At 53.7% G+C, this 14054-nt stretch carries 11 protein-coding genes; 2 read left to right on the plus strand and 9 right to left on the minus strand.

Annotated elements, in window-relative coordinates:
- The first annotated feature begins 204 nt into the window (after positions 1-204).
- Entirely contained in the window at positions 205-1287 is a 1083-nt protein-coding gene (locus M2133_RS12390) for a mannose-1-phosphate guanylyltransferase (RefSeq protein WP_277466465.1), read from the plus strand.
- Here the strand turns inward: M2133_RS12390 and M2133_RS12395 are convergent.
- The 5 genes from M2133_RS12395 to aroQ all read right to left on the minus strand — a co-directional run bounded on the left by M2133_RS12395 (position 1284) and on the right by aroQ (position 5531).
- Positions 1284-2513, minus strand: coding sequence for an FtsX-like permease family protein (locus M2133_RS12395; protein WP_277466467.1), 1230 nt, complete (start codon positions 2511-2513; stop codon positions 1284-1286). The genes M2133_RS12390 and M2133_RS12395 overlap by 4 nt on opposite strands.
- Positions 2514-2519: 6 nt before the next feature.
- Positions 2520-2855 carry a 30S ribosome-binding factor RbfA gene (rbfA, locus tag M2133_RS12400; protein WP_277466470.1) on the minus strand — a complete coding sequence of 112 codons (336 nt, stop codon included), beginning with the start codon at positions 2853-2855 and terminating at the stop codon, positions 2520-2522.
- A gap of 10 nt (positions 2856-2865) precedes the next feature.
- Positions 2866-3492, minus strand: coding sequence for an O-methyltransferase (locus M2133_RS12405; RefSeq protein ID WP_277466472.1), 627 nt, complete (start codon positions 3490-3492; stop codon positions 2866-2868).
- A 15-nt stretch (positions 3493-3507) separates the two neighbouring features.
- Positions 3508-4965 (minus strand): pyruvate kinase, encoded by a 1458-nt coding sequence (gene pyk, locus M2133_RS12410; protein WP_277466473.1) that lies wholly within the window; start codon positions 4963-4965, stop codon positions 3508-3510.
- A 134-nt stretch (positions 4966-5099) separates the two neighbouring features.
- Complete coding sequence (gene aroQ, locus M2133_RS12415) at positions 5100-5531, minus strand: type II 3-dehydroquinate dehydratase (protein ID WP_277466475.1); 432 nt, start codon at positions 5529-5531, stop codon at positions 5100-5102.
- A gap of 93 nt (positions 5532-5624) precedes the next feature.
- On the opposite strand from aroQ, the gene xerD reads away from it, so the two are divergent.
- On the plus strand, positions 5625-6530 hold the full coding sequence (gene xerD / locus M2133_RS12420) for a site-specific tyrosine recombinase XerD (protein ID WP_277466504.1): 906 nt from the start codon (positions 5625-5627) through the stop codon (positions 6528-6530).
- Between the two features lie 100 nt (positions 6531-6630).
- Here xerD and M2133_RS12425 read toward each other — a convergent pair whose 3' ends face one another.
- The 4 genes from M2133_RS12425 to M2133_RS12440 all read right to left on the minus strand — a co-directional run bounded on the left by M2133_RS12425 (position 6631) and on the right by M2133_RS12440 (position 14045).
- Complete coding sequence (locus M2133_RS12425; RefSeq protein ID WP_277466476.1) at positions 6631-8850, minus strand: GH92 family glycosyl hydrolase; 2220 nt, start codon at positions 8848-8850, stop codon at positions 6631-6633.
- Between the two features lie 141 nt (positions 8851-8991).
- Positions 8992-10461 carry a glycoside hydrolase family 125 protein gene (locus M2133_RS12430; RefSeq protein WP_277466477.1) on the minus strand — a complete coding sequence of 490 codons (1470 nt, stop codon included), beginning with the start codon at positions 10459-10461 and terminating at the stop codon, positions 8992-8994.
- A 430-nt stretch (positions 10462-10891) separates the two neighbouring features.
- Complete coding sequence (locus M2133_RS12435) at positions 10892-13141, minus strand: glycoside hydrolase family 3 N-terminal domain-containing protein (RefSeq protein ID WP_277466479.1); 2250 nt, start codon at positions 13139-13141, stop codon at positions 10892-10894.
- A gap of 73 nt (positions 13142-13214) precedes the next feature.
- Positions 13215-14045, minus strand: coding sequence for a glycoside hydrolase family 16 protein (locus M2133_RS12440; RefSeq protein WP_277466480.1), 831 nt, complete (start codon positions 14043-14045; stop codon positions 13215-13217).
- Between the last annotated feature and the right edge of the window lie 9 nt (positions 14046-14054).

Below are 14054 nucleotides of genomic sequence, written 5' to 3' on the forward strand. Positions count from 1 at the left end.
TATGTAAGGTGCCTTATGTGGAGGGCGTTCCCTGAAAAGGCGTTGCAAAGGTAGATATATTTTTTTATTAGACAAACTTTCGTTGCTTTTTTTCATTTAGTCTGTGGGGGAGGGAATAAATACGGATTTATTTCGTTAGATTTGTAACATATAGCCTGATCTTTATTGGCTGTGTTTTGATCACCATCTTAATAATCTGATAGTATGAAAGATAATTATTGTGTTATTATGGGCGGCGGGATCGGTAGCCGGTTCTGGCCTTTCAGCAGAGAGAGTTATCCGAAACAGTTTTTAGACTTCTGGGGGACCGGCCGTTCGTTGTTACAGATGACTTTTGACCGTTTTAATAAAATTATTCCGACAGAAAATATTTATATCGTGACCAATGAGAGGTATGGCGACCTGATCCGGGAGCAGTTGCCCGAGTTGCAGGACAAGCAGATCCTCTTGGAGCCGACGCGCCGGAATACGGCTCCTTGCATTGCTTATGCGGCTTATCATATCCGGAATTGCAATCCGAATGCGAATATTGTGGTGGCGCCTTCGGATCATTTGATCCAGAAGGAGGATGTTTTCCTGGCGGATGTGCAGAAAGGGCTTGACTTTGTGCGGGATAACAATGCGTTGGTGACTTTGGGCATCAAGCCGAGCCGTCCGGAAACCGGTTATGGTTATATCCAGAGCAGTGAGAAGAAACTGGGTGATTTCCTGAAGGTAAAGACTTTTACGGAGAAGCCGAACCTGGAGCTGGCGAAGGTCTTTATGCAGAGCGGTGAGTTTTTCTGGAACTCCGGTCTTTTCCTGTGGAATGTGAATACGATCCTGGATGCTTTCAAGAAGTATCTTCCCGAGTTGACTGCCCGTTTCGATCTGGGCGTACCGTATTTCAATTCGGCGGAGGAGCGGCAGTTTATTCAGGAGCATTATCCGTATAGTCCTAATATCTCGATCGACTATGGGATTATGGAGAAGGCGGATAATGTGTATATGCTATGTGTTGATTTTGGTTGGGCCGACCTGGGCACCTGGGGTTCTCTGTATGAGCTGGGTGATCCGGATGAGCAGCAGAATGTGGTGCTCAAGAGCAGCAAAGCTTTGTTGTATGAGAGCACGGGTAATCTGGTTTCGTTAGAAGATCCGGACCGTCTGCTTGTGGTTCAGGGCCTCGACGATCATATCATTGCCGAGTCCGGGAATGTATTGATGATCTGCCGCAAAGGGGATGAACAGCGCATCAAACAGTTTATGGCCGACGCACGTTTGAAGTTCGGCGAGGAATATAATTAGTTGGAAGGGAACCACTTTTTGCTGAGGCGCCGCACGGGGTACCAGGAAGAGAAGAAGCCGATGCTCAGTACGGTGGCGAAGATAATCAAGATGTCCGAAAGGATGACTTGCACCGGGTAGGCGTCGATTATGAAGGCGCCCGCCGTTTGTCCCAAGCGGATCAGGCCGAACCGGATCTGCAGAAAACAAAGGATCAGTCCCACCACAATACCGATCACCGCACCGAAGCCGGAGATCATCCAGCCTTCGAACAGGAAAATCCGCTTGATCAGGTTCTCATCCGCACCCATATTGCGCAGGGTGCGTACGTCTTCCTGCTTTTCGTTCATCAGCATCGAGAGTGAACCGACGAGGTTGAACAACGCGATAGTCAATACAAAACAAAGGATCAGGAAGGTCATCGCTTTCTCCACCTGCATCATCTTGAAGGCATCCTCCTGTTGCTCGTAGCGATCCTGAACGAGATAGGCCTCTCCCAGTATTTTGCGTATTTTTCTTTTTGCCTGGGCCGGATCCGCTTCCGGACTAAGCTTGAGTTCCAATGCAGAGACTTCTTTGTCGTAACGAAAAAGGGAACGGGCGAGTTCGATCGGCACGATCATGTACGAATCGTCGTACACCGCCTGGTTGATACGAAACGTTCCGCTTACGTAGGCATATCCCACATCAAAAGAAGCCGCCGGATTGGCGGGATTGTATCTCTCGTTCCGCTTGGGAACGTATATTTCCAGGGGGGTAAGAAAGCCGGCTTTGGTGCCCAGGGTGTAAGCCAGGCCGATTCCGAGGGTCGCATAGTCGACCACATCTTCCCGCAAGGCGAAACGTCCGTCGACTAATGCCTCTTCAATCCCGGTCATTTGCATATAGGTCGGATCCACGCCTTTGAGTACGGCAAAGTCCTGTCGTCCTTGCGTGCGGATCAACGCGTTGTCTTCTAAGACTTCGGTCATAAAAGCTACCTCCGCTAAGTCTTTTACGCCGGCGATCTCCGGCCGGGTCGGATCGAACACTTTGCCTTTGGCCGGCAAGATCTTCAGTTCGGGATCGAGGCTGCTGAACATCATCGCCACCAGGTTGTTGAAACCGTTGAATACCGAGAGCGCGCAGACCAGCGCCACCGTGGCGATCACTACACCGCAGACCGATACCATCGAGATGATATTGATCGCGTTATGCGACTTCTTGGAGAAGAGGTAACGCCGGGCGATGTAGAACGACAGGTTCAAAGCGCTTTACTTTTGAAGCAGTTTATCAATATTGTCCAGATAGTCCAGCGAGTCGTCGATAAAGAACGCCAATTCGGGGATGCGGCGCAGTTGCAGGCGCACGCGCTGTCCGAGGTCGTAGCGGAACGATTTGGTGTTCGTCCGGATCGACTTGAGCAGCTCTTCTCCTTTGTCCGAAGGGAATATGCTGAGGTATATCTTCGCCAGGCTGAGGTCGGGGCTGACCCGTACGCGGCTGACGGAGACCAGTGTGCCTGGCATCCCCTGGGTTTGTTTCTGAAACATATCTCCGACCTCTTTTTGCAGGAGACGTTCTATCTTGCTTAATCTTGTTCCGTCCATCGTTCTTTGTTTATTTTTTCCATATCATTGTCAGGCCGTCGCGCAAGGGAAGGATCACCTTCTCCACGCGTTCGTCCTGTTTAATCTTCTCGTTGAACGCCAGAATGCCCAGCGTTTGTTTGTCAGAGGCCGGCGTTTCTTCCACGACCTTGCCATCCCAGAGTGTATTATCCGCCAGGATCACTCCGCCCGGGCGGAGCTTGGGGAATATCAGGTCGTAATACTCCGCGTACAGCCGCTTGTCGGCGTCGATAAAGACCAGATCGAAGGTCTCCTCCAGTTGGGGGATCAGCTCCAGGGCATCCCCGATATGCAGGCGTATCTTCTCCCGGTGGGGCGACTGGTCGATGTACTTTCGGATGAAGTCTTCCATCTCGTCGTTGATCTCCAACGTATGGATCACTGATCCTTCCGGCATGCCTTCCGCCAGGCAGAGGGTGGCATATCCGGTATAGGTACCGATCTCCAACACCCGCTGCGGACGCAGCATGCGGCAAAACATCTTCAGGATACGTCCCTGCAGATGGCCCGAAAGCATCCGGGGACGAAGAATATTCACATGGGCATCCCGGTTGAGGGCCGCCAGCAGTTCGCCTTCTTCATCACTATGGGCAAGTATGTAGTCTTCGAGCGTCATCGTTCAAAGATACACTTATTCTTCGCTTTCCGGGAAGGTGGGCAGGGTATATTTCTGCCCGGCATCCAAAACCTTGCCTACGTTATTGATTTCAAGGAAGGAGGTGCCTCCCCCTTCGCCGAAGCTACCGCTCAGGTAAGCCACCATGTTGTTGCGCGTCACCTGTCCGCTTTTGATCAGTTGTTGCAGGGCATCCAGGAAATAGGCGCGGCGGCTGTCGGTCATCGGTTGATAGACGGCCCATACGCCATAAGAGAGTCCCAACTGGCGCATCACCTTCGGGTTATAACAGATCGCGAACACGGTCGCCGTTCCCCGGAAAGCTGCCAGGTAACGAGCCGTACGGCCGGTATAACTGTCGGTAATAATCGATTTGACATGCAATTTATTCGACGACTTCACCGCCTGTTTGGCCAGGAAAGAGGTGACATCCAGGTCGCTGGTGATCGGCACACGGATATCGTTGGTTGCCATCTTGGTCTTCTCCGCTTCCCGGGCGACCTTAGTCATGGTCTGCACCGCTTCCAACGGATATTTCCCGTAGGCCGTTTCCCCGCTGAGCATCAATGCGTCGGTGCGGTAATAGATCGCGTTGGCGATATCGGTCACTTCCGCGCGGGTCGGGCGGGGGTTCTGAATCATGGAGTGAAGCATCTGAGTAGCGACGATCACCGGCTTCTTGGCTTCCACACATTTCTTGATCAGGACGCGCTGGATGCCCGGGATCTTCTCCGCAGCCACTTCGATACCCAGGTCGCCACGGGCCACCATGATACCATACGCCACGTCGAGGATCTCATCGATATTGTCTACGCCCTCCTGATTCTCAATCTTGGCGATGATCTTGATCGGACTATTGTGTTCGTCCAGGATGCGTTGGATATCCAGTACATCCTGACGGTTGCGTACGAAGGAATGCGCGATAAAGTCCAGTTCGTTCTCGATCGCCCACAGGATATTGTGGCGGTCTTTCTCGGTCAGGGAAGGCAGGTTGATGCGTACGCCCGGCACGTTCACGCTCTTGCGGCTGCCAAGGGTGGCGTCGTTCAGCGCCTCGCAGACCAGGAAATCATCTTCTTTCCGGATCACCTTCAGATCCAGGTCACCATCGTCGATCAGGATATCACTGCCGATCGAGAGGTCTTTGGCAAAGTTGCGGTAGGAGACATAAATACAGTCGCGGGTTGTTTCCGCATCCGGATCACCGGCCATCTTCACGATGTCGCCGGCAGTGAACGCGATCGGTTCATTCAGGACGGTCGTCCGGATCTCCGGCCCTTTCGTATCCATCAGGATCGCCAGCCGGTCGGAGACGGCGCGTGCGTTGGTTACCACCTTGTTCAGCCCTTCGTCTTGCATATGGGCCGTATTCAAACGTACCACATTCATTCCCGCCTTGTATAAGGAGTCCATAAACTCTACCTCACAGCGTTTGTCGGAAATGGTGGCTACAATCTTTGTATGTTTCAGCATAACTAATAAACTAATTGATAATTGGTAATTGATAATTGATGCCGCATCCGGATCAACTAACAAGTCACAATCTTATTCTAAACTAATACCTTTATATTCGCTTTCTTTGTTTCTTACTTTCGCCTTCTTATCAATTAACAATTATCAATTGCTACCAGCGCCTCCAACGCCAGGCGATACGAGTCCATGCCGAAGCCGGCGATCACGCCTTTACAGGCGGCGGCGATCATCGAATGGTGGCGGAACGGTTCGCGGGCGTGTACGTTGGAGATATGCACTTCGACGACAGGCGTTGTCACTGCCTTGATCGCGTCGTGCAAGGCGATTGACGTATGCGTATAAGCACCGGCGTTGAGGATGATCCCGTCGTAGTCGAAACCCACTTCGTGGATCCGGTCGATCAGTTCACCTTCGATGTTACTTTGGAAATAAGCGATGTCGCAGGAAGGGTATGCCGCGCGAAGCTTTTCGAGATATCCTTCAAATGTCGTACTCCCGTAGATATCGGGTTCGCGTTTGCCCAGCAGATTGAGATTGGGGCCATTGATAATAAGAAACCGCTTCATATACCTAAATTTAATTACCTTTGCGATACCATAGTAGAAACGCGATGCAAAGGTAAACAAATTATTTGAGACGCAGTGAACAAGGAGGAAACAATGGCCCGGGAGAGTGAGATCATTCGGAAATACAATACGTATCTTCGTTTGGAGAAATCCCTTTCTCCCCATACGCTGGATGCCTATGGGCGCGACCTGGACAAACTGCTCTCCTTTGCCGCCGCCGAAAAGAAGAAGGTGACGGAGATTACCTACGAGGATCTGCAGCAGTTTGTCGCCCGTCTACACGATGTCGGTATCCATGCCCGTTCCCAGGCCCGGATCATTTCGGGCGTCAAGTCTTTCTATAACTTTCTTTTATTGGAAGATTACCTGAAGGTCGACCCGACCGAGTTGTTGGAGATGCCTAAGATCGGAGTCAAACTGCCCGAGGTGCTTACGCTCAACGAGGTGAACGCCCTGTTGGACAGTATCGATCTCTCCCTGCCCGAGGGACAGCGTAACCGGGCAATGCTCGAGGTGCTTTACAGTTGCGGCTTGCGGGTGTCGGAACTGACTTCGCTGCGTTACTCGGATGTTTACTTTGAAGAAGGATTCATTAAAGTAGAAGGAAAAGGAAGTAAACAACGGCTGGTGCCGATCTCCGAAACGGCGATACGCGAGATCCGCAATTACCTCTTCGACCGCCACACGATCAACGTAAAAAAAGGGCATGAGGATATCCTTTTCCTCAGCCGACGCGGCACGGCTTTGTCCCGGATCATGGTCTTCCATGTGATCAAGGTGCAGGCCGAGGCGGCTGGTATCCATAAGAACGTCAGCCCGCATACCTTCCGGCATTCCTTTGCCACCCACCTACTGGAAGGCGGCGCCAACCTCCGGGCCATACAAGAAATGCTGGGCCATGAAAAGATCACCACCACGGAGATCTATACGCATATCGACCGCGAATTCCTGCGGCGGGAGATCCTTGAACATCATCCGAGGAATAGGAGAGGGGGTTAAGGAAATTAAGGGGTTTAAGGGGAACAAGGGGTTTAAGGAGTGGAAGCTCTTGCTTCCTTAAACTCCTTAAACCCCTTGAGCCCCTTAACTCCATAAAGCCTTAATTCCCCATCACCAGTTCCAGTGTGCCGCCGGCTTCGATGTCTTTGAAGTCGAGGTAGAACTTATCGTAGGGTTGGCCGTTGAGGGTAATGCTCTGGATGTATTTGTTCTCCGCGCTGTTGTTGGTGGCGATGATCGTGAAGGTCTTGCCGTCTTTGACGCGGATATCTGCCCGGTCGATGATCGGACTGCCGAAGACATACTTCCCGCCTGCCGGCTCTACCTGGTAGAAGCCCAGCGAAGAAAGAATATACCAGGCCGACATCTGGCCGACATCTTCATTACCCGACAAGCCCGCCGGCTGGTCGTTGTACATTACATCCAATACCTCACGCACGCGGTCGGCCGTCTTACGCGGCTGCCCCACGTAGGGATACATATACAACACATGATGGCTCGGCTCGTTGCCATGGGCATATTGCCCGATCAGGCCGCTGATATCCGGCGAGGCGTGTTCGCCCAATGAGCCTTCGACGATAAAGAGTGAGTCGAGCTTCTCGATGAACTTTTCCCGGCTACCGAAGAGTTCAACCAGTCCGGCGATATCATGCGGCACGAGCCAGGTGTATTGCCAGGCGTTACCTTCGACATAGTCGTTCTCCCGGTGTACCGACTCGAACGGGTTGAAGTTCGGGCGGAACTGCCCCGTGGAAGAGCGTCCGCGCACGAAGCCGGTCTCCTTATCGAAATAGTGTTGGTAGGCTTTGCTGCGCTGGAGGAAGTATTCATAATCCTCTGTCTTGCCCATTTCCTGGGCGACCTGCGCCAATGCCCAGTCGGCAATCGCGTATTCCATACATTTCGAGAGCGCTTCCCCTTCCAGGTCGTAGGGGATGTAACCGTATTCGCGGAAGTATTTCAGTCCCCGTTCGTCGAGCAGTGCCGAATTCTTCATCGCTTCGTAGGCCAGCTCCTTGTCGAAGCCACCGAAGCCTTTGAGGATGGCATCGGCCACCACGGAGATGCCCGGGTTGCCCACCATGCAGTCGGTCTCGCAGCCCATCAGGTGCCATACCGGCAGTTTGCCTTGTTCCTTGTAGATGGTCAGCATCGTCTGGATCATATCTGTCATCTTCTCCGGGTGGATAATCGTCATCAGCGGATGTGCCGCGCGATAGGTATCCCAGAGTGAGAACGTGGTGTAGTTGGTAAACGACGCGTCCGTGTGCATCTGTCTGTCGGATCCGCGGTAGTCTTTGTTCACGTCGCAGAATTCCGAGGGTGCGATCATCGTATGGTAGAGCGCGGTATAGAACGTGCGCAATACCCGTTCGTCTTTCGTCTGGATCTGGATCTTGTTCAGTTCCGCGTTCCATGCCTGGTCGGCAGCGGCGATGGTTTGTTCGAAGTCCCAGCCGGGCAGTTCTGCCTGCATATTCATCTTCGCGTTGGCGATGCTGACGGGCGAGAGGGCTACCTTCACGTAAAGCTCTTCGCCGTCTGTCATGTTAAACAATGCCTGTCCGTAGACTCTGCGGCCTTTCCATTCGGTACCTTCTTTGACTTCGCCGGATTCGGAAGCGATAAAGCCCGTCATCGGTTTCGAGAATTCCGCGGTGAAGAACACCCGCTGATCGTTTGCCCAGCCAACGGAGTAGCGGTAGCCGGAGATTGTCGTGGCGCTCTCCTGTTGGATAAAGCAGTCCACCGGGCGGTCCCAGCTCTGTCCGTTTTCCAGGTCGATAATCACCCGTCCTTCCGGCGCTTCGGGGAAGGTGTAGCGGTGGAAGCCGACGCGTTTGGTGGCCGTCAGTTCCACATCGATGCCGTAACGTTCCAAGTGCACAGCATAGTAACCGGCGCGTGCCTTTTCCGTTTGTCTGTCGAACAGGGAGTACATGCCCGATTGCGGATCGTCGACCGTGCCGCGTGCCAGACGTACCTCGCCGGTGGTCGGCATCAGGTTGATATCACCCAGGTCGCCGATACCCGTCCCGTTGAGGTGCATATGGCTAAAGCCGATAATGGTCGAGTCGGTGATATGGTAACCCGAGGTCCAGTCCCACGACTGCGGGATATTCGACGGCCCGAGCTGTACCAATCCAAAAGGCACGTTGGCGCCCATAAAGACATGGCCATGATCGCCGGTTCCGATATAGGGATCGACGTATTGCGTCAGATCCAGTGATTGTGCCGCCGTGTCGCGTGCCTGCTGCGGTTGGCAGGAGGTGACGAGTAGTGCGGCGGAAATGAGTAACAGGGGGAAGGAAAACTTCATAAGAAATGTATTTGATTTGAATTACGATTTGAGTATTCTGGCTCCTCGCCTGGTCAGGCGAGGGGGACCATCGCTTGCGATGGTGGAGTGGTTGTCTCCCCCTCTCCTGACCAGGAGAGGAGCCGGAATGCATATAGGGTATTATCCCAGATTATTCAGGATATCCGTCTTGCCTTCGTTGACCAGGCGGTAGATCATTTCGCCGAACAGGGTGTTGACCCAGGCGAACCAGGAACGGGTGAATTTCTCCGGATTGTTCTTGTGGAACGACTCGTGCATGAAGCCGGTGTTGGCATCCGTGTCGCGCAGCATGCGGACGCAGTGGCGGATCTCTTCGTTGTCGTTCGTTGTGTTACAGCGCATGATGATACTCATCGGCCAGACCATATCGTAACCGATATGCGGGCCGCCAATACCTTCGCCGGCTGTTCCTTTGAAGAAGTACGGGTTGTATTCGCTCAACACCAGCTTGCGTGTATTCTGATAGATCGGATCGTTCTGATCGACACAGCCCAGATAAGGCAACGCCAACAGGCTCGGAACGTTCGCATCGTCCATAAAAGAGACATTGTGGAAGCCGTCTACCTCGAAGGCATACACCTTACCGAATACCGGATGTTCCACGATAGCATATTTCTTCACTGCATCTTCTACTTCCTTCGCCAAGGCTTCACACTTGGAGGCCAGCGATGTATTGTTTTTGATCTCACGCAACATCTCCGCCACCTGACGCAATGAAGTGATCGCGAACAGGTTGGAAGGAATCAGGAAGCCGAACAACGAAGCGTCGTCGGACGGACGGAACGTCGAAACGATCAATCCAACAGGTTTGACCGGGCTTCCCCAGCCGTCGTTCAATACCGTATCGCCCTGGCGGTCGGTTACACGCTGGAAGCTGTACGGTCCCAGGTTGTCTTTGCGTTGTTGCTCGATAAAGGTTTGATAGATCAGTTCGATCGCTTTCACCCAGTTCGCATCGAAAGGTGCCGTATTGCCGGTTTTCTTCCAATAATGGTAAGCCAGGCGGATAGGGTAACAAAGCGAGTCGATCTCCCATTTGCGTTCGTGCAGTTCGAGCTTCATCTTCGTCCGGTCTTTCTGCCATTCACCACCCAGGGGGCCGTCGTTGAAGGCATTAGCATACGGATCGATGAGGATACATTTCGTCTGGCGACGGATCACGCCTTCGAGCATCACCCGTACCTTCTCGTCTGCGTTGGCAAACTGCACGTGCGGGAACACCTGTGCCGACGAGTCGCGCAGCCACATGGCGTGGATATCGCCGGTGATCACGAAGGTGTCGGGCTTGCCGTTCTTCATCGAATGTTCGCAGGTCGTATCCAGCGTATTGGGGAAACAGTTTTCAAACATCCAGGCCAGCTTCGGGTCTTTCAGTTTGGCTTTTGTCGTCTGGATGGCTTTTTCCACCGCTTCGGAGGTGAATTGCCGGTCGGCCAATGCCGGTCGTTTGCATACATACTGCATTGTGGCAGCCGTTCCAGGTGTTGTGTAGGCGGCTTTTTCCGCCATCGAAGCGATCGAGCGTTGCCCGACCATCAAGCCGGCAAGCGCTAAGCTTCCGCTCTTCAAAAAGTTTCTTCTTGTAGTCATAATGCGTTTTTAATAGATTATTTTGAGTAATAGTTGTTCAATCATTGATATTAAACACTATTGCAAAGAACGGATAAAGAACGCATTGCCGCTACGTCCGGGCTGATATTTTAACCTTTTATAAGAAAATAAAACACCCTTCTCCCTTTTTAGGCGGTGGCGGGAAGGACTTTCGAAAGTGGAGGCGAGAAAAGCCCGTTTTCTCCCGGCAGATCATGGGGAGAGGGCGGCAAAAAGGAGTTAGAGGTAGGTATAAAATTATTTAGAGGTACGTCAAAACAGATTATGAGGTACGTCAAAATAAATTATGAGGTACCTCTTAGCAAAAAAGGCCGGCAGCCCGGCAAAAAAACGGCGCGGCGAAACGAAAAAAACGCTGAAGACGCAGCTTTTTCTCTTCTGCGTCTTCAGCGTTTTATGCGGTTCCGGGTTATTCGACGACGAATGTGGTCTGCAGTCCGTCGCGGCTGTTTGGACCTACCCAGAGATTGAAGTCGCCGGGTTCGACCTTCTTTTGCATATCGATCGTATAGAATGCCAGCTCTTGCACGGGCAAGGTGAAACTGACGGTTTTCTTCTCACCGGCTTTGAGTGCGACGCGGGCGAAGCGTTTCAATTCTTTGACCGGGCGGGTGACCGATCCGAAGCAGTCCTGCACGTAGAGTTGGGCCACTTCCGTGGCGTCGTATTTGCCTGTGTTCGTCACCTCGAAGGTAACCGTCAACTCATCGGTCGGTCGCAGCCGGTCGGCTGAGATTGACAGGTTACCATATTCAAAAGTGGTATATGAGAGTCCGTATCCGAACGGATAAAGTGGATCGTTTCCGGCATCCAGATAAAAAGAGGTATTACCCAGCGAGGTCTGTCCGGCTTCCAACGCGATACCGTCCAACAATGTTTCGTTGCCCTGGTAGGGGCGTCCGGTATTGTTGTGGCTGTGATAGATGGGGATCTGCCCGACGGTGCGGGGGAAGGTGACCGGCAATTTGCCACCGGGCACAGCCTTGCCGAAAAGCAGATCGGCGATGGCCGGTCCACCCATCGTTCCGGGATGGAAGTGATACATGACGGCACGTGAGGCCTCGGCATCGCGTTCGATCGTCAACGGGCGGCCGGCCATCACGAGGGTCACCACCGGTGTGCCGGTTTTTGCCACTGCGGCGATCAGTTCGCTCTGTGCCCCTTGCAGGTTGAGGTCGGCCAGGCTGTGTGCCTCGCCCGACAGGATCGCTTCTTCGCCGACAAATGCCAAGACGACATCCGCCTGGCGGGCGATGGCTACGGCGGCAGCGATGCCGTCGGTCGCGCGATCGCGGCTGTAGGCTGTTCCCGGCGCGTAAAGGATCCGGATGCGGTCGCCATATTCTTCCTGCAACGCTTTGAGCGGCGTGCGTGTATAATTCTTATCACCGTCGAACACCCAGGTACCCAGTTGGTCGTGAGGCGCGTCGGCCATCGGGCCAACGACGGCGATGGTCTTTATCTGATCGGTCAACGGCAGGAAGTCGCCTTCGTTCTTCAACAGGATGGCTGAGGCGACGGCCGCCTCTTTGGCTTTCGCCAGATGCGCTTCGGCATAGAATACCGACGGTGCTTCGGTGTCGATATGCGACTGCTCGAAGAGTCCCAGACGGAACTTGACGCGCAGGATATTACGCACGGCATTATCGATCGTTTCCATCCGGATCTTGCCTTCCGCCAAGAGCTCTTTGACGTGAGCCACGTACAGTCCGCTCACCATCTCCATATCTACCCCGGCATTGACCGCTTTTTCCGCTGCCTCTTTGCCGTCTTTGCAGAATCCATGTGCGATCATCTCGGCTACGGAGGCCCAGTCGGACACCACAAAGCCGTCGAACGCCCATTCTTTGCGCAATACCTGTTCGAGGATGAAACGGTTGCCCGTCGAAGGCACGCCGTCGTTATCGTTGAACGAGGTCATAAACGTGGCCGCGCCTTCTCGCACCGCCGCTTCGAAAGGCGGCAGATACACATTGCGCAACGTGCGCTCGGGGATGAAGGTCGAGGCATAATCGCGTCCGCCTTCCGCCGCGCCGTAGCCGACGAAGTGCTTGGGACAGGCAGCGATCGCTGTCGGATCGCTCAGGTCCGAGCCCTGGAAACCGCGGATCATGGCGGCGCCCAGCGTTGCGGTGAGATAGCTATCCTCACCCAGGCTCTCGGCGATCCGTCCCCAGCGCGGGTCACGGGCGATATCGATCATCGGGGCAAACGTCCAGGCGACTCCCACGGAAGCCGCTTCGATAGCTGCCACCCGGGCGCCGGCTTCCACCAGTTGCGGATCGAAAGAAGCCGCTTGTCCCAACGGGATTGGGAAGATCGTTTTGAAGCCATGGATCACATCCCGCCCGATGATCAGGGGGATCTTCAGGCGCGACTCCTCCATCGCCACCTGCTGCAAGGCATTGATCGCCACCGGATCGACGACGTTCAGGATAGAGCCGACCTCCCCTTTGCGCACGGCTTCGGCGATCTGTGTCGGCTCCCCCCACGGACTGATCTGGTTCATCTGCCCGATCTTCTCTTCCAGCGTCATCTGCGCCAGAAGATTCTCTACATGGGTCTCTAATTTCTTATCTGTCGATTGGGATTTCTCCGTGCAGGCAGCCAGTGCCAACAAGAACAGGCAACCCAATCCGATTGTTATTTTCTTTTTCATATTATTTCCCTTCCTCATTTAGCTTCGCTCCAATTCTTCATTTCCTCATTCTTCATTCTTCATTCCTCATTCTTCATTTCCTTTGATACACCCGCACGTAGTCTATCTCATACGTGGCGGGCAACGCGCTTTCATCCACCCCTTCGGCACCACCCCAGTTGCCTCCCCAGGCGAGGTTCAGCTTGAGGTAGAACGGTTTGTCGAAGGGCCAACTGTCTTTGTTCCCCTTTTTATCATTTAAGAACTCGAAATGGGGCTTGCCGTCGACCGTTGCGCGGATATAGTCGGCGGTCCACTCTACGGCATAGACATGGAACGCACTCCGGGCGGTCTCGAGATACTGCTCACCGGTCTTCTGCGTGCCGATACTGTGGTTATAGTCCGTGCAATGGATCGCCGAAGAGACCCAGTCGGGGCGATAGCCTACCTCTTCCATGATATCGATCTCGCCGTCGGCCGGCCAGCTCTTGTAGTCGGCGGGCATCATCCAGAACGCCGGCCAGGTGCCTTTGCCCGTCGGCAGTTTCAGACGCGCTTCGAAGTAGCCGTATTGCCAGCTCTGGCTGGTGTTCATGCGGATCGACACGACCTGATCCCCACGTTTGTCGGCGATCAGTTGCAAGATCCCGTCTTTCACTCGGGCAAAGCGATCGCCTTCGTACATGCCGGGCACGTAGTTTTGCAATTCGTTATTTCCCCAGCCGTGATTGCCGGTCTCGTACCACCAGCGCTCGGGGTCGGGCATGGTCGCGGCAGCGTCGAACTCATCCTGCCACACCAGTGTGTATCCGGCAGGAACGTAACCGGAGGGCGTTGCCTCTTCCGGTTTGTCGACGGGTTGTTCCGATTTGCTTTCGCTCCCACAAGCCGAAAGCAATAGTGATAGTAGAATTATCCAGTTCATTTTGTCCAG

It is taken from the genome of Parabacteroides sp. PF5-6, from assembly GCF_029504695.1.
Taxonomy (GTDB): Bacteria; Bacteroidota; Bacteroidia; order Bacteroidales; family Tannerellaceae; genus QVMG01.

Excerpts from the sequence above, each read along its gene's own strand:
- M2133_RS12405 (WP_277466472.1), bottom strand. The coding sequence starts at position 3,492 with ATGACGCTCGAAGACTACATACTTGCCCATAGTGATGAAGAAGGCGAA.
- M2133_RS12430 (WP_277466477.1), bottom strand. The coding sequence starts at position 10,461 with ATGACTACAAGAAGAAACTTTTTGAAGAGCGGAAGCTTAGCGCTTGCC.
- rbfA (WP_277466470.1), bottom strand. The coding sequence starts at position 2,855 with ATGGACGGAACAAGATTAAGCAAGATAGAACGTCTCCTGCAAAAAGAG.
- M2133_RS12390 (WP_277466465.1), top strand. The coding sequence starts at position 205 with ATGAAAGATAATTATTGTGTTATTATGGGCGGCGGGATCGGTAGCCGG.
- xerD (WP_277466504.1), top strand. The coding sequence starts at position 5,625 with ATGGCCCGGGAGAGTGAGATCATTCGGAAATACAATACGTATCTTCGT.
- M2133_RS12440 (WP_277466480.1), bottom strand. The coding sequence starts at position 14,045 with ATGAACTGGATAATTCTACTATCACTATTGCTTTCGGCTTGTGGGAGC.
- M2133_RS12435 (WP_277466479.1), bottom strand. The coding sequence starts at position 13,141 with ATGAAAAAGAAAATAACAATCGGATTGGGTTGCCTGTTCTTGTTGGCA.
- pyk (WP_277466473.1), bottom strand. The coding sequence starts at position 4,965 with ATGCTGAAACATACAAAGATTGTAGCCACCATTTCCGACAAACGCTGT.
- M2133_RS12425 (WP_277466476.1), bottom strand. The coding sequence starts at position 8,850 with ATGAAGTTTTCCTTCCCCCTGTTACTCATTTCCGCCGCACTACTCGTC.
- aroQ (WP_277466475.1), bottom strand. The coding sequence starts at position 5,531 with ATGAAGCGGTTTCTTATTATCAATGGCCCCAATCTCAATCTGCTGGGC.